We start from the raw sequence: 23064 nt of genomic DNA on the forward strand, positions 1-23064 counted from the left end.
ACCTTGCGCGCATTGGCCAAGCTTGGCACGGCCATTGCGCCATGCCAGGGCACATCCAATGACAAGAGGCACAGCCCCATGCTTTCCGACCTGCCCATCCTGCCCGCCACCCGCGCCTTTCTCGAACGCAAGCTGAAGATGCGCATCGGCGCCGACTGGCAGGATGCCGCCAGTGGCCGCACTCTTGCGTTTCGCAACCCCGCGACCGGTGACGTGCTCGGCGAAGTGCCAGCCGCCGAACAGGAGGACGTCGACCGCGCGGTACGCGCCGCCCGCCAGGCGTTCGACGACTCGGCATGGAGCCGGACGCGCCCGCGCGAGCGGCAGAACCTGCTGTGGCGCCTGGCTGACCTGATGGAGCGCGACGCGCAGCAACTGGCCGAGCTGGAATGCCTGAACAACGGCAAGAGCGCCGCCGTGGCCAAGGTCATGGACGTGCAACTGGCCATCGACTTCCTGCGCTACATGGCCGGTTGGGCCACCAAGATCGAGGGTAGCACCGTCGAGGCGTCCATGCCGTTGATGCCCAACGACCAGTTCCACGGCTTCGTCCGTCGCGAGGCCATCGGTGTGGTCGGCGCCATCGTCGCCTGGAACTTCCCGCTGCTGCTGGCTTGCTGGAAACTCGGCCCGGCCCTGGCCTCCGGCTGCACCGTGGTGCTCAAGCCCGCCGACGAAACCCCGCTGACCGCGCTGAAACTCGCCGAGCTGGTGGACGAAGCCGGTTACCCGGCTGGCGTGTTCAACGTCATCACCGGCACCGGGCTGAATGCTGGCGCCGCGCTCAGCCGCCACCCCGGTGTCGACAAACTGACCTTCACCGGCTCGACCGAAGTGGGCAAGTTGATCGGCAAGGCGGCCATGGACAACATGACCCGCGTGACCCTCGAACTGGGTGGCAAGTCGCCGACCATCGTCATGCCCGACGCCAACCTGCAGGACGCTGCCGCAGGTGCCGCCACCGCGATCTTCTTCAACCAGGGCCAGGTCTGCTGCGCCGGCTCCCGGCTGTACGTGCATCGCAAGCAGTTCGACAACGTCATCGCAGACATCGCCGGCATCGCCAATGGCATGAAGCTGGGCAGCGGCCTGGACCCTGCGGTACAGATGGGGCCGCTGATCTCGGCCAAGCAACAGGACCGGGTCACCGGCTACATCGAGCTTGGCCGCGAGCTGGGTGCGACCATCGCCTGTGGTGGTGAAGGCTTCGGGCCTGGCTATTTCGTCAAGCCGACCGTGATCGTCGATGTCGACCAGCGTCATCGCCTGGTGCAGGAGGAAATCTTCGGCCCGGTGCTGGTGGCCATGCCGTTCGACGATGTCGACGAAGTGATCGCCATGGCCAACGACAACCCCTATGGCCTGTGTGCCAGCATCTGGTCCAACGACCTGGGCGCCGTGCACCGGATGATCCCGCGCATCAAGTCGGGCTCGGTGTGGGTCAACTGCCATAGTGCGCTGGACCCGGCGCTGCCGTTCGGCGGCTACAAGATGTCGGGGGTTGGCCGCGAAATGGGCGCTGCTGCAATCGAACACTACACCGAGCTGAAGTCGGTGTTGATCAGGCTCTGATTTTCTTTGAACCATTCTCTTCGCCGGTAACCGGCAAAGAGGATGGTTTAAAGCCCTATCGCCGAAGCCAGTTCCAATCTCGACTGGGGGTAATCCCTTTGGGGATCACCCCAGCATGGCGCGCCATTGGGATAGCTAGCTTTGATTTTGCTTCGCCTGGTAGAGTGCAATCATTCTATCAGCCCCACTACGAAGAGAAGCAGCATAGCTCTTTATATCAACTCCCATCCGATTTGGACTGGCTTCAGCTATTTGTCTTAACGACTTGGGGGACTTGCCATCACGGTGAAACCGCCATCGGGAAGCGATCGCCTCAACAAAATCCGGACTCGTGGCTTCAACGATTCTTTTGCCTCGCGGAATAGCGTCACTGGTGGAAGCCTGAATTTTGCGCGCAAAGACCCTGTCTGCATCTGAGAATTCTTTCTGGTACCTCGTTTCAGCAAAATTCAACTGTGGCTCTCGATTGGAAGGTTGAATTGGGCTGGAGTCTGCTGGCAGCGATAAAGCTGCTCGGCGCCGGGCAATTAAGTCGTTACTGGCAATCCTCTCTGATTGTTGAATTCTCCCCCTCACGATCCAGTGTTTGACATGCCCTGTCGGGTCCGTATGGTTTATCGGATCACCGCCACAATAGGCATAGGTATTGATTCCGCCGAGCCCGAATGGGCTTTGATCATCAGGCGAAATAAAGCGCATGAGCACCGAACTGTAGGCTCTTCGCCCATTCCCTAATAGATCAGCATTTGTCGCAGAATCACGTGCCTGGCCGTTGAAACCCAAGAGAGAACGCTGTCGAGCCGAATTAAAATAGCCAAAGGTTGAATAGGCAGTCTCGCTTACTGCAGAGAAAAACTTTGTCATTTTACACCTAGCGGGAGCGTTTATAAGACCCACAATCTAGGCATTAACCACCTCTGACCACAACTGGTAATTTAGATAGTTTTCCGGCGCTGCTCTCGGGAGTACTTTTGATTAGCGTCTCTTCTTTGGAGTCGCTTTGCAGCCTCGCGATATAAGGCAAGCCAAGTACAGCACCCACTCCAATTCTTGCATGGCCCTGAGCGACCTTGGGTAGCGACCACAGCAATCTCAATCCAGACCTTGCTCTCGCAGCCATCGGCGGACCATCATCTGCTGCTCGTCCGCCAAACCAGAAAGCACGGCCTCAACAGTTTGGCCGCTATGTATTTCCCGCACCATCGGCGCCAGCTCCAGCCCCTGTAGATGCCAAACCCCCAGCGGCTGATCCGCCGTGACCACCACCTCGGCCTCATCCACCAGGCCATCGCGCAACACTGGCCGCCGTGCCAGCTGTACCGCTTTCCAGTCCGCCGTCAGGTGCAGCGGCTGGGCGTCCGGCCAGCCCTGGCGACGGGCCCAAAACGGCAGCTCGGCCCGCGCGGCTTCTTGGGCATAGAAGTCACGCCCCATGCGCGCAAAGCGCAGGAACAGCTGCTCGATCCGCCGCTGGTGAAACTGCTTGGCCAAGCCCGCTCGCTCCGGGCAGCGCAGCAAGGTGTTGACCACCACTGGTGCTTGCAATGCCGAAGACAACGACTGGAAAATGCCATTCCCCGACAGTGGGTCAACCGCCATGGCGGCATCCCCAACCCTCAGCCAGTCATCCCCGACGCAGTCGCCAGCGAGGATCGCCGTGCTGCTGCGCGCGTGCACCTGGGCAGGCGCCAACGCCTGCTCGCCGAACAGCTGCGCCACCAAAGCCGAACTACGCCGGCGCTCGGCGCAGTAAACGGGCAGCGCGGCCTTGCCCGGTAGCCGCTCGGCGTCCAGGGTCATTTGCCAGTAGCAACGGCCATCGGCCAGCCTGGCCATCCATGCCCAGCCGTCATCCAGGCTCTCGACTGCCGAAGCAGGGTCGCCCGGTTCGCCCTGCCAGAGGTTGAGCAGGCTGACCGTTTCCGGCCCGCGCAATCGGTCTGCCGCCAGCGGCGCCTGACGGCCACGCGCCTCGACCAGGAAGCGCCCACGCAGCACTTGGCCGTCCTCCAGGCGGACTTCATGCCCGCCGACGTGCGATACCTCGCGGACCCGCCCTTGTACCAGCGTTACACCCGCCCGCGCCAGGTCATCGCGCAAGGCGCGGTCGAAACGCTGGCGGTCCAGCAGGAACTCCTGGTTCAGCTGCGAATGCTGGCCGTTCCAGCGCACCTGGCGCGAAGCCGACACCGCCGCCTGCGCCAGCGCCTCGCCCAACCCGGCATGACGCAGGCCCTCCAGCACACGCAGCGATACGCCTTCGACGGCAGCGAAACGGCGCCAGTCGGAAACCACCGTGACCGGATAGCCCAGGCGCCTCAGGCCAATGGCGGTGGCGGCCCCTGCAGGGCCGGCGCCCAGAATCAGAATATGCGGCTCAGGCATCCGCCGCACCTCGCCGTTCGGGGCCACTGAAGGCGGCATTGGCACGCAACCACGCCATTACTTGCGAGCGGTCCAGGCCCGGCTGTTGGCGCAACAGGGCGGCGATCCGCCCGCTCAACGCCGCACAACCCAGACTCGCGCCGGCCATGCCGCGCTCGCCCACGTAGCCGCCGAAGTCGGCTTGGGCGCTACCCAGCCATGACCATTGCCCCGGTGCGCAGCGCGCATCGCCGGTGACTCGGATGACCTCCGGATAACTCGCCGGATACACCGGACCGCCACGCGCGGGGCTCGAGGCGCACAGCAGCACACCGGCTGCCTGCGCTTCAATACACGCCCGGCGCAATACCGGGCGATCCTGCTGCAGCCCGAGACTGAGGTTGACCAGGGTCGCCCCCTGCTCGGTCAACCACAGCAACGCCGCAGCCACTTGCAAGGCGCTGGTGGTGCCCTGTTCATTGAACACCTGCGCCAGCAACAGCGGCACCTGATCAGCCTCGGCTTGCAGGCTGGCCAGCACGGCGCTGCCGTGGCCCAGCCGATCCGCTTGCAACGGCCCGTCGTGCAGCACTCCGTCTTGCAGCCAGAAACGCCGCGCCGCCACCACCTCGCGCGCCTGAGCAGCCGCGCAGCCGCTGTCGATCACGCCAATGCGCAGGTCATGGCTCATGCCGGGCCACCTCTTTGGCAAGCACACGCAGCGCGCCACCCTGTAGGTGCAGGTGCAGGTCGGCATCGGCCAGGGTCGACGGCCTGTGGCTGATGAGGATCCGCGTGCGGCCGGCGAACAACTGATCGATGGCCGCGATCACCTCGCGCTCGGTGGCTTCGTCGACCGCCGAAGTGGCTTCGTCCAGCACCAGGATCGAAGGCGCCTGGAGTACCGCGCGGGCAATGGCGATACGCTGCTTCTGCCCACCGGAAAGCTGCTGACCACGCTCGCCGAGCAGACCATCGAGGCCCATCGGCAGGCTGTCTACCAGGCTTTCGAGGTGCGCCAGGCGTACCACCTGTTCGAGTGCCTCGCGGCTGGCCTGTGGCGCAGCGTAGGCAAGGTTCTGCGCCAGGGTGCCGCGAAACAGCACGATGTCCTGGCTGACCACGGCGATGCGCTGGCGCACGGCAGCCAGGTCGAGCTCGCGCAGGTCGGCGCCATCGAGCAGGATGCGCCCGGCATCCGGGTCGTAGAAACGTTGCAGGAGGTCGATCAGGGTCGACTTGCCGACCCCCGAGGCGCCGCTGATGGCCACCTTGAGCCCGGCAGGCATGCAGGCATCGACGTCGGCCAAGACCGCGCCCTCGCGGCCATCATGGGCGAAGTGCACGCCTTCGAGGCGCAACTCGCCCGGCCCATCCGGCATTGGCCGAGGCGTCTCGGCTTGCCGCACGGCCACGGCCTCACGCTTGAGTTCCATGACCCGGCCCAGGCTCACCGCCATGCGTTGTACCGCCACGTACAGGCCAAGCAGGCTCTGCACCGGTCCGACGGCCATGCCCATGTAGGTGGAAAACGCAATCAGTGCACCCAACTGCCAGGTCCCCTGAATCACCCACCAGCCGCCCACCAGGAACGCGCAGGCACGGCACCAGGAGGTCAGGGTGCCGGGCACCGCCTGGGTGAAGAACTCGGTGACCTGGACCTTCAGCAACTGGCGCATGTAGCCCTGTCCGAGCTGGTCCAGCCGTCCGGCTTCATGGGCCTGCCGGCCCGCGGCCTGGATGAATTTCATCGCCGGCAACGTCTCGACCAGGAACGACGACACATCCGCGGAGCGCTCGCGCAGGCTGCGCACCTCACGCTCGACCTTGCGCCGCATCCAGCGCAGCCAGATCACCTCCAGCGGTACCAGCAGCGCCAGCAGCAGCGACAGCTGCCACGACAGCATCAGCATCAGCACCACCGAGCCCACCAGGCCGATGATTGCCGACACCGCCGAAAACAAGGAGTCGACGGCGAAGCGCTGGATCTCGGCGACGTCGCCGTCCAGCCGCGAGAGGATGTCACCCATGCGCCGCCGCCCATAGAAGGTCGGCGACAGTTGCTGCAAATGCCGGTACAGGTCGTCGCGCAGAGCGAACAGGATGCGCCCGGACAAGCGCGTGTGCAGGTAGCGATTGACGCCGGCCAGCACAGTACCGAGCACGCCGGCGACGATCATCACCACGGCCATGTGCCAGAGGGTCTGGTAATCCTTGGCCAGCAGGCCCTCATCGATCAATGTCTTGACCAACCACGGCTGCACCAGTGCCAGCATCGAGGCGCCCAGTGACAGCACCAGCAGCACCGCGATGGCGCTGCGTTGCGGACGTACGAAGCCATAGAGCCAGGCCAGGGCCTGGCGCATCAGCAGCGGGTCGCTGGAGTCCACCAGCCTTGCGAACAGTCCGCCCATGTCAACCGCGCAACTGCTTGAGCTTGCGGTACAGGGTCGCCCGGCTGATACCAAGCGCTTCGGCTGCGGCCGAAACGTTGCCCTGATGGCGCGCCAATGCGCCACGGATCATTTCCAGCTCGTTGTCCTTGAGGCTACCCGACGGCGCGCCGCCACTGGCCAGCTCGTCGAGCAGGCAGTCGGTAAGGTGATCGACGGTCAATACCTGTTCGTCTTCCTCGCGCATCGCCAGCGCGGTGCGCACGACCATTTCCAGCTGGCGGATGTTGCCGGGCCAGTCGAAGCCTTCGAGCAACACCTCCAGGGCCGGGTCGAGCGTCACGCCTCGTGCCCCGAAGCGGTCCAGCACACCCTGAACGATGGCCGACAGGTCCTCACGCTCGCGCAGCGCGGGCAGGCGCAGCGAAACCCCATTGACGCGGTAGTAGAGATCCTCGCGAAAATGCTCTTCGCTGACCAGGCGCTTGAGGTCGCGGTGAGTAGCGCAGATCAGCGCGACGTCGATGTCCTGTTCCTCGCCAGCGCCCAACGGCGCCACCCGCCTCTCCTGCAGCACACGCAGCAGGCGCGCCTGCAGTGCCAGCGGCATGTCGCCGATCTCGTCGAGGAAAAGCGTGCCGCCGTGGGCCTGCATCAGCCGCCCGACCATACCCCCGCGTCGGGAACCGGTGAACGCGCCGTCGCGATAGCCGAACAGTTCGGATTCGATCAGCCCTTCGGGAATGGCCGCGCAGTTGACCGCGACGAATGCCTTGTCGGCACGCGGGCTGGCCTGGTGCAGGGCGCGGGCGACCACTTCCTTGCCGGTCCCGGTTTCGCCCAGCAGCAGCACCGGCAAGCCGTTGCCCAGCCCCTGGCGAGCCATGCGCAGGTTGCGCGCCAGGCGGGCATCGCCGCCGGCGAGTGCGTCGAGCGCTGGCGACTTGGCGGGTTGCGTTGGCTTGACGACCGCCACACTGGGAAGCTGGCTATGGCGGGGCAACTGCAAGGCGCGGAAAAAGAACTCGCCCTTGGCCGTGTGCACGCTACTCACGCCACCCTGCCACAGGCGGGCAATGAAGGCCGGGGAGCGCTCACCGAGCAGGTCGCTGCTGCGCCGCCCCAGCAGGTCCTGGCGGGCGATCTGCAGTAACTGGCAGGCGTTGTCGTTGGCTGCCAGCACCTCGCCATCCAGGCTCAGCGCCAGCAGCCCGTGCCAGGCACTGTTGAGGTATTGCGGACGGCTGTGGAAGGCCAGCACCAGGTGTTCGGGGTAGCGCAGGCCGAACATCCGGCTTTCGATGTTGCCTGCCGCCAGCATCAGCATCGACAAGCTGTCCTGGGGCTGGGCCAAGGCCCCTTCGCGGGTGATGTCGAGCACGCCGATCACCTGGCCGTTGGGGTCACGCAGGGGCACCGAGGTGCAGGAGAACGGGCTGAGCCGGTCAAGGTAGTGTTCGCCGCAATCGATCAGCGTGGGCCGGCCTTCGACCACGGCAGTGCCGATGGCATTGGTGCCACGCAACGACTCGCTCCAGCAACTGCCCGGGTGCAGGTCGCGCAGGCCTTCGCGTTCGAGGACATGGGTCTGCCCTTCGATGGCCAGCAGGTTGGCATCGGCATCACCGAGGATGACGATGCCGGCCTTGCCTTGGCGTGCCACCAGGTAATCGAGTTCGGGGGTAACCGCATCGACCAGCAGTCGGTTCTGCTCGAGGAGCTGGCGCAGGTCATGGCGCTGGGCCAGGACCGTACCGGGTTGCTCACCCTGCAGGCAATCGAGGCCATGGCCGAGGCTGCGGCGCCAGGAAGCGTCGATTTCATCGCGCAGCACACCCAGCGGTAGCTCGCCTTCACTGGCCAGGCGCAAGCGCGCTTGGCGGGATTGGTGTAGGGGATCTTGGGCGTTTGTTGTGGGAAGTTGTCGCGCCATCTATCGCTCCAGCTGTGACCCTTCAGGGTGGGGTCTACGTGCTTGGTATTTTTTCTGCAGTTTGCGGGAGAAAGTTCTTAGCGTCGAGGTGTTCATCCAAAGGGTTCAAGGCCCCTCACTTCATGCCCCATCGCAACCCCCAAGCCGAGCACTTCCCAGCCCCATCACCCACCCAAACCTGGGGAACACCGCCCACCGCGAAATCGTCCCCAAGCCACCGTCCTTTATCCTGAAAGCACCGTGCCACAAGGCCTGCAGACATTTTTCACAAACTTGGCACGGCTGTTGCCGATCTCCTGCCAGACGCCCCAAGTCCATGGGCCCGTTTGCAGGAGGAATAGACTCATGCACCGACCGAAACTCCACCCGCTGGCTCTGGCGATCTTCGCCGGCCTGCTCCAGGTTCCGGCACACGCTGCGCTCTATGCAGTCGAACCGGGTGACTACAACCTCGCCAATGGCAACTTCCCAGCCTGGTACCAAGACAGTCACGGCCGTACCCTCGACCTGTGCCTGAGCAAGGCCGTGAGTTCCCGGGTTGCCGGCGCACCAGGCGCGCCGTCGTACATGTGCACACTGCTACCGACCCCCGGTGTGTTCGACGACACCCAGGACATCGCATTCCCCACCAATTTCCCTGACGAAGCGTTCTGGTTCACCGCCGACGCGGCCATCACCGATGCCGCTCGGGGGGTCAACCTGAGCTACGGCACGGCCATCGAAGCGGCATTTTCCGCCGAGGAACCCATCGATGGCGACCAGGTGAGCTTCGCCCGGGTCCGAATCCGCGTCGATGTACCGGCTGCGGGCACCTACATCGTCACCCACCCCTACGGCGTCGAAGTCTTTGATGTGCCAGCGGCTGGCCGGCGTGCCATCAACATGACCCGCGACATCGGTATCGGTGGCCCTGGGGACTTCACCGGGGCGCTCAAAGGCGACGTCGGCCCGTTCCTGCGCAGCGTCAACGGCCCCTACATCGAAGCCGGCCAGCGCTTTATCGGCGACCCGAATCTGAACGAGCAAGTCACCGGCAGCCCGTTCAACACCAACTTCGTACGCATCGAAGGCCCCAACGGCCTGGACCTGCGCACCGACCTGTTCGCCATTTCCGGCAAGCTGTCCGACGTGGTCCGCCCCACTCCGCTGATTCCGCTGCGCAGCACCTACTCGCGGCGCAACGACAACGGCGAACTGCGAGCCCAGCAGGACGTGTTCGTCCTCGCCCCGCCGCCACCAGCCACCGTGACCCTGACCGGCCCGAATCCAACCCTGGCCCTGACCGAGGCCAATGGCACCGGCACCTGGTACGCACAATCTCCGCTGAATCCGGCATTGCCCGTCACGCTGTTGCTGACTGCCGACAACAGCGCGGCGATTGCCAACAGCACGCCCACCGAAGCCGGCCTGCCACTGACCGACCTGGTGACCATCACCCGTGCCGAGTACAGCCTGTCCAACGCCAATTTGCGCGTGGAGGCCAGCAGCAGCGATGAAAGCGATCCCCCGGTGCTAACCGCCGTCTCCGAAGACGGTGTGGCGATTGGCGAGTTCATCGGCGACGGCACGCTCAAGACCCTGGATCGCGCAATAACCCCACTCCCCCCAGCCAAGGTGCACGTCACCAGCGCCCATGGTGGTAGCGATATCGAAGACGTGGTGCTGGTGCCATGAACAGACAAAGGCTCAGCCTTCAAGGAGGCAGCATGAACACTTGGCCACGCCGTGCGCTGTTCGCCGCCGGTTTCTCCCTCTCCCTCACCAGTGCGGCCTGGGCTGCGCTGTACGATGTCGACCCAGGCCCTTACACCTTCGCCACCGGCGGTTACCCACTGTGGTACCAGGACCTGGAAACCGATGGCACGTCGCTGGAACTGTGCCGCTCACGCGCCGTGAGTACCTTGGTGGCTGGCGCTCCGGGCGCCCCTGCCTACATGTGCACCCTGTTGCCGGAGCCAGGCGTCTACGACGACACATTGCCCTTGGTGTTCCCGGACAACTGGCCACCTGAGATGTTCTGGTTCCTGGCAGAGGCGACCATCCCGGCGGTGGGCAACAGTGGCTTCGAGCTCGATGCCTATGTGGCTGGCCTGGAGGCGGCATTTGCCGCAGAAAACCCGGTCGATGGCGATCAACAAAGCTTTGCCCGTATCCGTATCCGCGTCTCGGTGCCGGTTGCGGGCGTCTACACCATCACCCACCCCTACGGCGTCGAGAAGGTGACAGTCACCACGCCGGGCCGGCGTGCGATCAACATCACCCGCGACATTGGTATCGGAGCGCCAGGGGTGTTCACCGGCGCACTCAACGGTGCGCTCGGACCCTTCCTTCGTGGCGTGGGCGGCCCCTACACCGCAGTCAACCCGGACACGCTCGCTACCGACACCTTCATCGGCGACCCCAACCGTACCGAGCAGGTGCTCGGCAGCCCGTTCGGTACCAACTTCATCCGCATCCAGGGCCCGACCGGGGAAATCTTCACCGACCAGTTCACCGTGTCCGGCAAGATTCTCGACAAACGACCGCAACTGGCGGCCTCCATGCAGCGCGCCACCTACTCGCGCAACGGCAATGGCACGCGTATCGAGGTATTCGCCAAGGCGCCAGGCGACGCCAGTGTGTGCATGCGCAACGGACTGGCCTTGGTCGGTACGCCGCCATCGCCCTGCCAGTACACCCTCGACACCGACCACAACGGGCGCTTCTTCACCCAGCAGCTGAGCCAGGCCGCGCCACCATCGGTGGTCGTGGTAACGGCCAGCAGCAGTGACCCAGACACCCAACCGACCGCCATTTCGGGCAAGCTCTCCGATGTGGTCAAAGTCACCGCGCGCTACGACTGGAACAACAAGCGCCTGATCATCGAGGCCCGCTCCAGCGATGAAGTGGTGGTGCCCGACATGGTCGCCCAGGGTTACGGGCGCATGTCCAAGTCCGGCACCCTGCAGACCCTCACCGTCAACGACGTTTCCCAGCCACCTGCCACCGTGACGGTCAAGTCGAGCCACGGCGGTAGCGACGTGGAACCTGTGATCGTCAACGGCACCGCACCGGTCGAGGCTGCCAACCAGGCGCCGCTGGCGCAGAACGACGGTGGTGCCACCAGCGTCGGCATCCCGTTGACCCTCAACCTGCTGCAGAACGACAGCGACCCGGACAACAACGTGCCGCTGACCATCACCGACCTGACCCAACCCGGTACCGGCCTGGGTGGTGTCGTGCTCAACGGCACCACCCAGGTGACCTACACCCCGCCGGCCGGCGCTACGGTACCCGTGGTCGCCACGTTCACCTACCGCGCCATGGATGCCAAGGGCATGAAGTCCGAGCCGGCCACGGTGACCATCAACGTCGCGCCCAACCAGGCACCGACGGCAAACCCGGAAACCGTCGCGACCCTGGGCGTGCCGCTGACCATCAACGTGCTGCAGAACGACACCGACCCTGAAGGCAACACACCGTTGACCATCGTCAACCTGGTGCCGCCAACGGCCGGACGCGGCACGGTCAGCACCGACGGCGCCACGGTCACTTATACCCCGCCGACCACCGTCACCACGGCCTTCACCACGACGTTCACCTACGTCGCGCGTGACTCGCTGGGCGCGCTGTCGGCACCGGGTACGGTCACCGTCAACGTCTCGCCACGGCCGGCAACGGCGGAAACCTTCGCGGTTACCGCAGCTACGGTCACGGCGCGCTCCAACAACCGTTACAACTGGGACATCAGCGGCACCTCGTCGGTGACCACCGGCAACACCATCACCGTGAAGGTAACCACGCCCAGCGGGCTGGTGACCTTGGGTACCACCACGGTGCCGGTGACCGGTCGTTGGCGCCTGGCAGTCAGCAACAGCACCACGATCATTCCGACAGCCAGCCCGACCGCCACCGTGACCAGTAGCCAGGGCAGCAGCCGTACCGTCGCCGTGGTCGTCCAGTAACGCCAGGAGAACGCCATGAAACGCCTGTTCCCCCTGTTGCTCTGCCTGGCCGCCTGCGGCCAGGGCTGGGCCGACGACCTGATGGACAACGCCGACCTCGCGGCCGGCAGCGACCTCGGCGAACCGGTGATCATCCGCCTGCTGCCTGCAGGTTCTGGCCAACTGGCGGTGATCGAGCAACAGGGCAACGGCAACCGCGCCGCCCTCGACCAGAACGGTCAGGCCCTGCTGGGCCGCATCGTTCAGGCCGGGGGTGCGCAGGAGGCGTTCATCCTGCAGGAAGGTTCGGACCTGATGGCCAGCATCAGCCAGCAGGGATATGGCAACAGCGCGTCGATCCGTCAGAGCGGCAGTGGCAACAGCGCCTCGATCGAGCAGATCGGCAACAACAACAGCGCCAGCATCGAGCAGGCCGGCACGGGGCTCACCAGCGCCGTGACCCAAGCCGGCAATGGCCAGCACGTTCAGATCACCCAATACCGCTAGACCTGGAGGCACCACCATGTTCAAGCTCGCCCCTCTCAGTGCCGCTATCGTCCTGGCCTTGGCCGGCCAGGTCATGGCTGACGACAGCACCTCGACCCAAACCCAGACCGGTAACGACAACATTGCCGAGGTCAAGCAAACCCTGTCGCCCTATGCGTCGACCACCCAGACCCAGACCGGCCACGACCATAACCACGCGGCGCTGCAGAACGACAGCAGCAGCGTCATCCAGCAAAGCGCCACCGGTTCGTACAACGCAGGTTACGCCGAACAATGGTCGGAAACCGGCAGCACCGTCACCCAGCATGCCGGTGGCGAGTTCAACGATGCCTTCACTGGCCAGTCGTACGGCGTGGAGAACCAGGCGACCCAGACCCAGCAAGGCAGCGGCAACGCCTCGACGATCTGGCAGGACGGCGAGATGGGCAGTCAGGCGACCACCACCCAGTATGGCGATGGCAACGAAGCCTTCGTCGAGCAGCAGTTCGGTGGCACCAACAACCAGAGCACCGTGACCCAGGGCGGCGCCGACAACTACGCCGCCGCCGAGCACCTGGGCTACACCGACGGCAACGTGCAGATCTACCAGGAGGGCCAGAGCAACTGGGCCTATGGCGACCAGCGTGACGGCCTGGGGGGCACCATCGGCATCGACCAGTACGGCACCGGCAACTCGGTGGAAGTCTGGCAGGACAACCAGACCGGCAGCACCGCCAGCGTCGACCAGAACGTCAACAACAACGAAGGCTACATCGACCAGAGCTTCGGGCAGGACAACACCGCCAGCCTGTACCAATACGGCAATGCCAACGCCAGCTGGTCGGATCAGTACGAAACCAGCAACGCGACCGTCACCATTTCCCAGGGCGGCACCAACAACCTGAGCTTTACCTACCAGGAAGGTGACAACCACACCCTGAGCGTAACCAGCCAAGGCAACAGCAACCAGGTCATGGCCAGCAACTGGAAGGGCGACAAACCGGGTGGCCAGTTTGGCGAAAGCCAGACCGCGACGATCAACCAGAACGGTTATGGCAACAAGGCCAACCTGACCCAGGACGGCGCCTACCAGACGGCTCAACTGAAGCAGAGCGGCACCAACAACTCGACCCAGACCAACCAAATCGACAGCAACAACGAGCTGTATTTCGAGCAGAACGGGAGCGACAACACCCTCATCGCCGACCAGCGTGGCACCGACCAGTATGCCTATGGCAGTTCCCAGGGCACTGGCAACGTCGTCACCCTGGATCAGTCCGGCTACGCCAACCAGAGCTACACCTACCAGCTGTACGGTAGCGGTAACGAGGCCACCATCACCCAGGTCGATGGCACCAACCTCGCCACCGTGACCCAGGGCGGCAACTACAACCAGGCCACCGTCGATCAGAGCGGCTATGCCCAGAGCGCCAGCATTACCCAACAGGGTAACGGCAACATGGCGACTGTGACCCAGCAGTAAACCTCTCCCCCCTTGGATCGCGGCGCATTCTCTCCCTGGCGCCGCGGTCCCTTTTTCTTTCCTTTCGCCCAGTCCACACACAAGGACAGGGGCAGGCCTTACAATGGCTGACGCCCACCCTACTGTACTGTTGCCATGATCCAGTCCGATCTCGACCTGTTCGGCAGCCAGCCGCAACGTCTGGCCAGCCATACCGTGCTGCTGCCCGGCTTCGCCCTGGCCGAGATCGAGCCATTGCTCGATGCCCTGCGCCCGGTGCTGCGCGCCGCGCCGTTCCGGCACATGCGCACGCCCGGCGGCTTGCACATGGCGGTGGCACTGACCAACTGCGGTGAATTGGGTTGGGTCAGTGACGAACGCGGCTACCGCTATAGCCCCACCGATCCGGCCAGCGGCAAGCCTTGGCCCGCCCTGCCCCAGATACTGCTCGATCTCGCCGGGCGCGCTGGCGCGGCGGCCGGGTTCGATGGTTTCGTGCCTGATGCCTGCCTGGTCAACCACTATTTGCCCGGCACTCGCCTGAGCCTGCATCAGGATCAGGACGAGCGTGATTTCGGCCAACCCATCGTGTCGATTTCACTGGGATTGCCGGCGGTATTCCTGTTCGGCGGGTTGCAGCGCTCAGACCGGACCCAGCGCATCCCGCTGAGCCATGGCGACGTGCTGGTCTGGGGCGGCGAGGATCGGTTGCGGTTTCATGGGGTATTGCCGATCAAGCCCGGTGTGCACCCGAGGATGGGTGAGCGGCGGATCAACCTGACGCTGCGCAAGGCGGGGTGAGTGCTTTGGTTGCATCGGCCCATTCGCGGGCAAGCCCGCTCCCACAAGTACTACGCCCCCTTTCAACCGTGCGGTGAACTTGTGGGAGCGGGCTTGCCCGCGAAGAGGCCGGTACAGACAACAGCAAAATCAGCGGCTGCCCACCTGCTTCAATTCAACCCCATCTAGCAACGCCTCGACCACCGCCTTCGCCGCATCCAGGCTGTGATCATTCCCCAGCAACAAGTCACGGCAGGTACCCGACGCAAGTTCCATCGCCTTCAAGTTGGTGGCGAATGCGCCTTTGAGCAGCGTGGATAAATGCACCAGTGCATCCTCGAAGTCCACACCCGAACGCACCGCGAACAGCGGTGGGTGGCTGCATTCACAGTTGCCGAAATCGGAAGAAACGGTGGTGGCGCGGCTCGGAGGGTCCGGTAAGCCTTTTGTCATTGTGTCGCTCCTTGATTCAATGGAGCCGCCACAGATCGCTACCAAACGAATGGGTGACGGCTGTACGCAGGTTGGTAGACCGGGAATCAAGGAAACCGGCGCGCACGAAGGCGCCCTACGCACAGCCGCCATAAAACGAAACCAGCGGACACAAAAAAAGCGCCGACTGTATCGCAATGGGGGCGCTTATGCGCCTTGATTGATCGCGGGCTACCAAACCCGACTGCTGAATTTGCAGCAGCCCGGAAAGACTACCGGTGTCGGACAGGCGATTCAAGGCAAGAGGTTGAATAGAGACATTTCCGTTGCCTGTACCGGCCCTTTCGCGGTCATGTTGGGGCGCCGAGCTGGCCGCCTGACATTTTTGCCAGTAGACACTGCGGGCAGGCCCCCGGCTAACTGACAACGCAGTACCACGATGCCAAGGATCGAGGACCGAGCCCATGCGCGTGTTTGCAACCATGATGTTTCTGCTACTGGTCATCTGGGCAAGCTGGGCGCTCGCCCTGGATGACAACGAAGAGGCGGCGCCCAACCTCCCCCCAAGCAAGTTCCTGGTGTATTCGGTTACCTGGCAACCCACGTTCTGCGTGATGCGCCCAGAAACGCCAGGGTGCGACTATCCCCCGCAGCGTTTTCTGACTCACGGCATCTGGCCGTACAGCGACAGTGTTGGTAGCCGCACCAATCGACATCCGCAGTTTTGCACGGATTCGCCCGCTTGCAACGCCAACGAGGCGTGCCCCATGACCGGTCGAGAGTTGCGCGATGCACTGGCCGACAAAGAACTGCGCGACCTGGTCACCCTCAATCCCGAGCGCATGTTCACCCATGAATGGAAAAAACACGGCACCTGCTCAGGCCGCAGCGTGGGTGACTATTTCAAGGATTTCGTCAGGTTGCGCAAGGCCGTGGTATACGACCAAACGGCCTTCGCCAGGATGATCGGCAACGCCACCGAGTTCTCGGAAGTTCGCAAGGCTTTCCCCGCCAACACGGCATTTCGATGCTATCGAAACAGCGATGGCGAACAGTACTTGCATGAGGCGTTCTTCTTGATCGACAGCCAAGGACAGCCCTACCTTAAAGAGCAGAACCTACAGATTGGCGTCCAGTGCCTGGAGCAGAAAACCTTGATACCGGCTGGTGCCTGAACACACTGCTACGGTCCCGCCGTCTCCCCCCTGGCGAGACCGTAGCAACCCCCTATTCCTGCTGATACTGGCTCAGGTACTTATCGACCGTCGCCTTGCCATCCCCATTATCCCCCGCCACCTGCCACAACCGCCGTTCGATCCCCTGGGCCAGCAAGTGCCCCACTGCCGCCTCGATAGCCGAAAGCACGCACAGTTGCGCCGGCTCGTTGGTGGTGTAGCCGACCTCCGCTTCCAGCAGCTTCTTGAACTCGATGAACTTGAACACCCCAGCACTACGCCCCACCGAGTAAATGGTCTTGCTGGTCATCACGTTGGCCAGCACTTGCCCGGTGCGCACATCCACCGCGCGCAGGTTGACCGTTACCTGGTCGACCCGATATTCGCGGGAAATGTCGATTCCCAGATAGCGAGCCCCTTCCCCGCCACTGCGCACGTTGGTGTCGTAGGCGATGATGCCGCCCTCGAGCATCAGGTTCGCGGCCTGCAACGGCGGCAGCTCGCCCATGATGTTCTGCGGCACGTCGGGCTTCTTCTGCGAAGCGCGGATGATCTTGCGCTCGGTCAGCAGGTTCTGCAGCCCTTCGCGCTCCAGCACCACGAACCAGCCGCTGGCACTCAAGGCGTCCATCAACATGCTCGCCGCACCCTGGGTAACGCTGGTGGAGAACGAGCTGGCCGGGGTCGGCTTGTACTGCCCGGTCTGGTCGCGGAAGCCGTACACCACCGCCATCAAGCGGCCCTTGGGCCGTGGCATGTTGATCAGGTCGTAATAGGTCGATGCCCTTGGCGTCAGGGTCGGGGTCTCGGAGTCCTGTTCGGCCGGCATCGGCTCGCGCAGGCCGCAACCTTGCAGGGTGGCGAGGATCAGCAGGGTGCTCAGCAGACGTTTCATGATGTTCTCTCCCCAGAAAAACCAGGCCAGTCCCTCTCAGGGGTTCAGGCCGCTGACCTCGATGACCGAGATTTCCCCGGTTGCCCGGTCGGTGACCTTGATGCTCAATGCGCCCGAATCGTCGATCACGTCGATCAGGAAGGCATCGGTGGCCATGCTTCCGGTGTTGCCATTGCTGATGTTGTCCAACAGCTGCGACAACATCCGCGACTCCAGCTGGTTGCTGAAGCGCTCGAGGGCCGTGGTCCCGGCAAATGCCGAGGTACGGTCCTTGAGGTCGGGGTCGTCGTAGTCGTTCTGCGCCTGGGCGTTGTTGAGCAGCCAGGTGCCGTTCAGCGGGTTGCCACCGAAGGCCGGGTTGACCGGGGTGTACACAAGCTCGGTGGCCTGGCTGGCGCACGCGCTGGCCAGCAAACAGGCGGCGATGCAGCGGGAAATGCAGGTGTTCATAGCTCGTCCCTCTCCAGATCGGTGGTGTCTTGCAGCAGGCGTTGCAGCTTGCGCTGGATGATCTGTTGCTTGACCAGGTCGGCGGCCTCGGTGGCCTCGTCTTTGAGTTCGGTGGTGTTGGGGGGCAGGAAGCGGCGGTAGACCACGTCGCGGTCGAATTCCACGGTCACCAGGCTGCCCCAGCGCGCATCGGGGCGTTCGCGCACCACCAGGTTAAAATCCAGGCGGCTGGTGGCGCGCAGGCGGTCGGCGAAGTAGTAATAGAAGTCGTGGCCGATATGCGAGATGGTGTTATCGACGATAAAGCCCATCATCTCGCTCTCGCCGTTTTCCTCGGCCGAGCCAGGCAGCGGCGCCATCAGCGACAGCGCCAGGGCGGCGATAGCCAGGCGGTTCATGGCGCATCTCCCGAGCCGCTGTGGGTACGGATGTCGCCAGCGCTTTCGGACAGCGCTTGCTCGGCGACGAACTGCCAGTCGCTGTAGTGCTCCAGCCCCTCGAAGCCCGACCATTTGCTGTCGAAGCCACTGCGTTTGAAAGGGGTTGCGTCGGAGCGGCTGTATACCCCGGTAATACGCCCGTCGATGGCACGTACCAAGCCCCACTCGTCACTGCCGGTAATCGGGTCCGGATACAGCCTGCGAATGTGCCGGCGGGCCTCGGGGAAGCGATTGTCCTGCAGCAGGTCGGCAAGATCCTGCGGGTACTGGGCCAGCCCGGGCGAGGCCCGATAGTAGCTGCGCAGGGCCTGGGCGTACTGGCCGCCGACCCACAACAACTGGCGCTCGTGCTCGCGCTGGGCGACGCTGGTCCACAGGGTGCCGCTGGCGGCCAGGGCCACGCTGCTGACGGCGATCAGCAACAGTACGCCCAGGTAGGTGAAGCCGGCGCAGGCCTTACCATTCTGCATAGAGGCTGCCATCACGCGCCCTCCCCGTTGCACCGCTCTTGATATCGGCCACGCCACCGGCCACGCCCTCGGGCGGGGGCACCAACTGCCAGGCGTCGCTGCGCTCGGTGATCGGATCGACCGGGGTATTGCGCAGGTAGCGTTGCTCCACCAGTTGCTCCAGCGACTCGGGGTATTGCCCGGTGTCGCCGTAGTAGTGATCCAGCGCCTCGCGCAGCACCGCCAGGCTCTGGCGCAGGGTGGCCTCGCGGGAGCTCTCCAGGCTGTTGAAGTAGCGCGGCATGGCGATGGTCATCAGGGTAGCGATGATCGCCATCACCACCAGCAGTTCGATCAGGGTGAAGCCTCGGCTGCGTTTCATGGCCGTCACCATTGCCCGTAGGGGATGTTGTTGAGGCCTTTGCCGCGGGCCTTGGAATAGACGTCGAACACGTCCTCACCTTCGCGTGGGCTGTCCGGCTCGCTGTCATAGGCGCGCAGGCCCCAGCCACCCTGGTCCTCGTCCTTGCCGACGAGGAACGGGTCGTGCGGGATGCGCCGCAGGAAATAGAACTTGGCGCCCTTGGCGCTGCGCACATCGCGCACGCCGTCCACCAGTACCTGCAGGCTCGGTGGGTAGCCACTGGCGTCCAGGCGTTTTTCGATGAAGCCGGCATCGAAGGCACGTTTGTAGGCATCGATGGCATCGCGGATCTGGTACAGCGCTTCGCGCAACTGCTGCTCCTTGCCACGGCGCACCACCGTTTCGGTCAGCGGTGCGGCCATGCTGGCGAGCAGACCGAGCAGTGCCAGGGTCAGCACCACCTCGATCAGGCTGAAGCCCCGCTGAGCGCGTTTCATGGCCGTGGGCTCACGGGGGCTGGCGCCACCGCCATCTGGCTGTCGACCACTGGCGCACTGTCGCTCTCGTCGCCAGGCACGTCGCGCACCGGCAGCGGCGCTATCTGGCGTACCTGCAAGCTGGACTCGGTGCCGGTGGCGAACTCCATGTCCGACGGGCTTTGGTACGGCAGGTTGCGCACGATGCGCGGGGTGATCGCCAGCACCAGCTCGGACTTGGTCATGTCGTCGCGGTTGCTGCCGAACAGCCGGCCCAGGCCGGGAATATCGCCAAGGCCGGGGATCTTGTTGCCGCTGGCGTTGTTGTCGTTACGCACCAGGCCGGCCAGCACCTGGGTCTCGCCATCGTGCAGGCGCAGGCTGGTCTGGGCGTTGCGGGTGTCGACCTGGACCGGGATGGTGCCCTGGCGGGTAGCCTCCAGAGGCGTTGCGTTACTGACTTCCAAGGCCACCTTGATCGCCACTTCGTTGTTCAGGTGCACGGTGGGCTGGACTTCGAGCTTCAAACCGACGTCCAGGTAGGTGACGCTTTCGGTGATCACCGGGCCCTGGGTCGACGGCACCGAGGTGGCGCTGATGATCGGCACGCGCTGGCCGATATGAATGCGCGCCTGCTCGCGGTTGCTGACGCGGATCACCGGGCTGGCCAGGGTGTTGATGTCCTTGTCCTGGGCGTTGATCTTGGCCTGCGGCGCCGGCGAGATACTGATACGGCTGGAGTCGATGCCGCGCAGTTGGTCGAGCACGCTGACCGGTTTGCCGTCTGAGGTGATCACGCCAAAGGTGTTGGGCCATTGCAGCCCAAGGTCGAGAATGCGCTGGGTAGCGACTTCCATCACCTCGACCTCCAGTACCACCTCAGGGTTGGACTGGTCTTGCGATTGCAGCAGTTTCTCGGCCATGCGCACGGCATCGGCGGTGTCGCGCATGGTCAGGGTGTTGAGGCGTTCGTCGACGAACACGTCGCGGGTCTTGAGCATGGTCTTGACCATGTTCAGCGCGGTGTTGGCGTCGATGCTGGTGAGGTAGAAGGTGCGCATGACCAGTTCCTGGTAGTCCTTGGTCTTCTGCGGCGAGTCGGGATAGATCAGCAGGGTGTTGTCGTTGACGATCTTCTGGTGCAGCTGGTTCTGCTCCAGCAGCAGCTTGACGGCGTCCTCGATGCGCACATCGCGCACGAAGATGGTGGCCTTCATGTCGGGGCGCAGGTCCTTGTCGAAGATGAAGTTGATTCCGGCGACCTGCGACAGCACTTCGAAGATGGTTTTCAGGCCGGCATCGCGAAACTCCAGGGTCACCGGCCGCTCGAGCTTGCTGCGCAGTTGCGGGAATGGCTGTGCGGTGCGCGCCTGGACATTCTCGATGTCGCTGCGCAGCATCATGCCTTTCTGGTTCTGCGGATCCAGGCGCAGCACTTCGCGCATGTAGCGCTCGGCACCGAACAGGTCGCCCTGGCGCAGCGCCGCCTGGCCCAGGGCCACGCGTTCGTCGAGGGTGCGGATCAGCTCCAGCTGGCGGATGCCTTCCTGGGCGCGGCGGTTGTTGGGCTCGATGGTCAGCACCCGACCATAGCCCATGCGCGAGCCTGCGAAGTCGTGGCGGATACGGTCGCTGTCGGCCTGGGTCAGCAGGGCCTCGACAGCGGCCTGGCGGCCGTGGGCCAGGGCGATGTTGAGCTCGGTGTCGCGCGGGTCTTCGCGCAGGGCCTCTTCGAGGCGCGCGATGCCGGCCTCGTATTGGCCTTCCTTCATCAGCTCGGCACTGTCCTCGCGTACCGCACTGGAGCCGCAGCCGGCAATCGCCGCGCACAGCGCCAGGAGCATGAATGGAGCAGTCCTGCACGACTTCGATGACTTCATGGTGCGCTCCCTACAGACAAGGTCTGTGACTGATGCAAAGGCAGGTAAACCAGGTCCAGCTCGTTGGCCGAGACTCTGTCGAGGCGGTAGGTGTCGTCGATCACATCGCCCTGGCGCACGACGTAGAGCTTTTCGCCGCTCTGCAGGAAGATCTGCAGGTCGTCGCGATCGCCCATGCGGCCGACGAACTGGAACGGCAGCAATGGGGCGGTGGGCGCTGCCACTACGGCGGGCGCGACGACCACCGGTTGTTCGGTGACCGTGGCCAGGGCCTGGGGCTTGGTCCATTGCTGGGCTGGAAAGAGGTCGCGGGAGGCCTGTTCCGGCCTTTTCGCGGGTAAATCCGCTCCTACAGACGGCGCCGCACCTGTAGGAGCGGGTTTACCCGCGAACAGGGCCGCCTCGTCCCCCTTGCCGAACCAATGCCCAGGCGCCCACGCCAGCGCGGCGCTAAGGCCAAGGAAGCCAACCCACATCAGGGCTCGTTGAGTGTTCATCACGACCTCGACAAGTAGAGGGTCATGCGCAGGCGGCCGTTGAGTTCACGGTCGCCGATGCGTTTGCGTTGCAGTTCGAGGTCTTCCAGGACCAGGGTGGGCAGTTGCCCGATGAGGCCGCGCAGGAAGGCGCGAATCTGCGGGTAGCTACCCCGTACCGGCAGGACGATCTGGTAGCGTGCCAGCTGGGTCTTGGGATCGACGCCAAGGGCATATTCACCGCGAGCCAGGCTGATGTGCTCGGCGCCGGCCAGGTGATACAGACGCTCGATCAACTCGCTGGCCTCAGGCTGCCCAGGCAGTTGCTGGCGCAGGCTGTCGAGCGCCTGTTGCTCGGGCTTGACGGCGATCTTCAGCTCGCCGCGCTTGACCCGTTCGACCTGGACACTGGCATCGGCTTCGGTGGCCCGCAGTTCGCGCACCGCTTGCCACTGCGGCAGCACACCGGCCAGCGCCACGCCCAGCGCCAGGACGGCTACGGCGCCAGCGCCCAGGCCGACCGGACCGATCCGGCGCAATTGCTCGAGCAACACCAGGCTGTTCAACGAATCAGGGACGCGCATGGCTGGTCTCCCAGGTGGCGGTGAGGGTGAAGCGCACCGGATGCTCGGGCTGGCTGGCCAGCACCTCGTGGTTGAGCAACGACACATCGCTGAGCTCGGCGCTCTGCTCCAGGCGCTGGTGGTAGGCCAACATGGCCTCCAGGTTGCGCGCCTCGGCGGCGATACGAACCTGGCCCTTGCGCGCATCCGGGGTGAGGCTGAGCAGCGCCACGTCTTCCTGGGGTTGCGCTTCGAGCATGGCGAACAGTTGCTGCCAGGGCCGTTGCAGTTGCTGCGAGACACTGCGCATCTGCGCCAGGCGCTCGGCCTGCTCGCGGCTGGCGGCGGTGCTTTGCGGCGCGGCGGTGGCCGGGCGCCGGCCAAGTTGCAACTCGAGGCCGTGCACGCGGTCTTCGAGGGCGACCTGCTCGGCCTGCAGTTGCTGCTGCAACAGCACCAGCGCGGCCATTGCCGCACCGGCCAAGGCCAGCAGCGACCAGGCCAGAGGGCCGCTACGGCGGGGCTGGAATTCCAGGTCGAGGCGGCGCATG

Annotated in this window: 23 protein-coding genes; 7 read left to right on the forward strand and 16 right to left on the reverse strand. The window is 64.4% G+C overall.

Translation table 11 applies throughout. The features are described from left to right. Positions 1-78 precede the first annotated feature (78 nt). Positions 79-1572 carry an aldehyde dehydrogenase family protein gene (locus E6B08_RS15165; RefSeq protein ID WP_136914783.1) on the forward strand — a complete coding sequence of 498 codons (1494 nt, stop codon included), beginning with the start codon at positions 79-81 and terminating at the stop codon, positions 1570-1572. Between the two features lie 135 nt (positions 1573-1707). Here the strand turns inward: E6B08_RS15165 and E6B08_RS15170 are convergent, their stop codons facing one another. The 5 genes from E6B08_RS15170 to E6B08_RS15190 all read right to left on the reverse strand — a co-directional run bounded on the left by E6B08_RS15170 (position 1708) and on the right by E6B08_RS15190 (position 8262). Beyond that, a complete protein-coding gene (locus E6B08_RS15170; protein ID WP_136914784.1) occupies positions 1708-2436 on the reverse strand; it encodes an RHS repeat-associated core domain-containing protein in 729 nt (242 codons plus the stop codon). Positions 2437-2664: 228 nt separating this feature from the next. Further along, positions 2665-3957: an NAD(P)/FAD-dependent oxidoreductase gene (locus E6B08_RS15175; RefSeq protein WP_136914785.1), complete on the reverse strand. Its 1293-nt coding sequence runs from the start codon at positions 3955-3957 to the stop codon at positions 2665-2667. Beyond that, on the reverse strand, positions 3950-4627 hold the full coding sequence (locus E6B08_RS15180; RefSeq protein ID WP_136914786.1) for a peptidase S8 and S53 subtilisin kexin sedolisin: 678 nt from the start codon (positions 4625-4627) through the stop codon (positions 3950-3952). The genes E6B08_RS15175 and E6B08_RS15180 overlap by 8 nt, the downstream gene beginning before the upstream one ends. Next, positions 4617-6350 (reverse strand): ABC transporter ATP-binding protein, encoded by a 1734-nt coding sequence (locus tag E6B08_RS15185; protein WP_136914787.1) that lies wholly within the window; start codon positions 6348-6350, stop codon positions 4617-4619. The genes E6B08_RS15180 and E6B08_RS15185 overlap by 11 nt, the downstream gene beginning before the upstream one ends. Before the next feature lies 1 nt (position 6351). Next, positions 6352-8262 carry a sigma-54-dependent Fis family transcriptional regulator gene (locus tag E6B08_RS15190; protein ID WP_136914788.1) on the reverse strand — a complete coding sequence of 637 codons (1911 nt, stop codon included), beginning with the start codon at positions 8260-8262 and terminating at the stop codon, positions 6352-6354. A 345-nt stretch (positions 8263-8607) separates the two neighbouring features. Here E6B08_RS15190 and E6B08_RS15195 point away from each other — a divergent pair, with 345 nt between their 5' ends. The 5 genes from E6B08_RS15195 (at position 8608) to alkB (ending at position 14934) form a co-directional block, all read left to right on the forward strand. Next, positions 8608-9936, forward strand: coding sequence for a hypothetical protein (locus E6B08_RS15195; protein ID WP_136914789.1), 1329 nt, complete (start codon positions 8608-8610; stop codon positions 9934-9936). 32 nt (positions 9937-9968) lie between these two features. Continuing rightward, positions 9969-12206, forward strand: coding sequence for an Ig-like domain-containing protein (locus tag E6B08_RS15200; protein WP_136914790.1), 2238 nt, complete (start codon positions 9969-9971; stop codon positions 12204-12206). A gap of 15 nt (positions 12207-12221) precedes the next feature. Continuing rightward, positions 12222-12692, forward strand: a complete 471-nt coding sequence (locus tag E6B08_RS15205) for a curlin (protein ID WP_136914791.1) — start codon at positions 12222-12224, stop codon at positions 12690-12692. A 16-nt stretch (positions 12693-12708) separates the two neighbouring features. Further along, positions 12709-14154, forward strand: coding sequence for a curlin (locus tag E6B08_RS15210; protein WP_136914792.1), 1446 nt, complete (start codon positions 12709-12711; stop codon positions 14152-14154). A gap of 135 nt (positions 14155-14289) precedes the next feature. Further along, positions 14290-14934 (forward strand): DNA oxidative demethylase AlkB, encoded by a 645-nt coding sequence (gene alkB / locus E6B08_RS15215; protein ID WP_136914793.1) that lies wholly within the window; start codon positions 14290-14292, stop codon positions 14932-14934. Positions 14935-15063: 129 nt separating this feature from the next. Here alkB and E6B08_RS15220 read toward each other — a convergent pair whose 3' ends face one another. Then, on the reverse strand, positions 15064-15282 hold the full coding sequence (locus E6B08_RS15220; RefSeq protein WP_136917411.1) for a hypothetical protein: 219 nt from the start codon (positions 15280-15282) through the stop codon (positions 15064-15066). A 527-nt stretch (positions 15283-15809) separates the two neighbouring features. On the opposite strand from E6B08_RS15220, the gene E6B08_RS15225 reads away from it, so the two are divergent. After that, positions 15810-16520, forward strand: a complete 711-nt coding sequence (locus E6B08_RS15225) for a T2 family ribonuclease (protein ID WP_136914794.1) — start codon at positions 15810-15812, stop codon at positions 16518-16520. A 52-nt stretch (positions 16521-16572) separates the two neighbouring features. Here E6B08_RS15225 and E6B08_RS15230 read toward each other — a convergent pair whose 3' ends face one another. Genes E6B08_RS15230 through E6B08_RS15275 form a run of 10 tightly spaced genes read right to left on the reverse strand, consistent with a single transcriptional unit; the run spans position 16573 to position 23063 of the window. Beyond that, positions 16573-17415 (reverse strand): CsgG/HfaB family protein, encoded by an 843-nt coding sequence (locus tag E6B08_RS15230; RefSeq protein ID WP_136914795.1) that lies wholly within the window; start codon positions 17413-17415, stop codon positions 16573-16575. A 36-nt stretch (positions 17416-17451) separates the two neighbouring features. Beyond that, positions 17452-17865, reverse strand: a complete 414-nt coding sequence (locus E6B08_RS15235) for a curli assembly protein CsgF (protein ID WP_136914796.1) — start codon at positions 17863-17865, stop codon at positions 17452-17454. Then, complete coding sequence (gene csgE / locus E6B08_RS15240) at positions 17862-18263, reverse strand: curli production assembly/transport protein CsgE (RefSeq protein ID WP_136914797.1); 402 nt, start codon at positions 18261-18263, stop codon at positions 17862-17864. Before csgE ends, E6B08_RS15235 begins: the two co-directional genes overlap by 4 nt. Continuing rightward, on the reverse strand, positions 18260-18787 hold the full coding sequence (locus E6B08_RS15245; RefSeq protein ID WP_136914798.1) for a type II secretion system protein: 528 nt from the start codon (positions 18785-18787) through the stop codon (positions 18260-18262). The genes csgE and E6B08_RS15245 overlap by 4 nt, the downstream gene beginning before the upstream one ends. After that, positions 18762-19136 carry a type II secretion system protein gene (locus E6B08_RS15250; RefSeq protein WP_136914799.1) on the reverse strand — a complete coding sequence of 125 codons (375 nt, stop codon included), beginning with the start codon at positions 19134-19136 and terminating at the stop codon, positions 18762-18764. Before E6B08_RS15250 ends, E6B08_RS15245 begins: the two co-directional genes overlap by 26 nt. Before the next feature lie 5 nt (positions 19137-19141). Continuing rightward, the gene (locus E6B08_RS15255) at positions 19142-19615 is read right to left on the reverse strand and encodes a type II secretion system protein (RefSeq protein ID WP_136914800.1); all 474 of its coding nucleotides are present in this window, start codon (positions 19613-19615) and stop codon (positions 19142-19144) included. Continuing rightward, a complete protein-coding gene (locus E6B08_RS15260; RefSeq protein ID WP_136914801.1) occupies positions 19612-21474 on the reverse strand; it encodes a secretin N-terminal domain-containing protein in 1863 nt (620 codons plus the stop codon). The genes E6B08_RS15255 and E6B08_RS15260 overlap by 4 nt, the downstream gene beginning before the upstream one ends. Next, complete coding sequence (locus tag E6B08_RS15265; RefSeq protein WP_136914802.1) at positions 21471-21971, reverse strand: hypothetical protein; 501 nt, start codon at positions 21969-21971, stop codon at positions 21471-21473. The genes E6B08_RS15260 and E6B08_RS15265 overlap by 4 nt, the downstream gene beginning before the upstream one ends. Further along, positions 21971-22534 (reverse strand): type 4a pilus biogenesis protein PilO, encoded by a 564-nt coding sequence (gene pilO, locus E6B08_RS15270; protein WP_136914803.1) that lies wholly within the window; start codon positions 22532-22534, stop codon positions 21971-21973. Before pilO ends, E6B08_RS15265 begins: the two co-directional genes overlap by 1 nt. Then, positions 22521-23063 carry a PilN domain-containing protein gene (locus E6B08_RS15275; protein ID WP_136914804.1) on the reverse strand — a complete coding sequence of 181 codons (543 nt, stop codon included), beginning with the start codon at positions 23061-23063 and terminating at the stop codon, positions 22521-22523. The genes pilO and E6B08_RS15275 overlap by 14 nt, the downstream gene beginning before the upstream one ends. Between the last annotated feature and the right edge of the window lies 1 nt (position 23064).

The organism is Pseudomonas putida (genome assembly GCF_005080685.1).
In the GTDB taxonomy this organism is placed as follows: Bacteria; Pseudomonadota; Gammaproteobacteria; order Pseudomonadales; family Pseudomonadaceae; genus Aquipseudomonas; species Aquipseudomonas putida_V.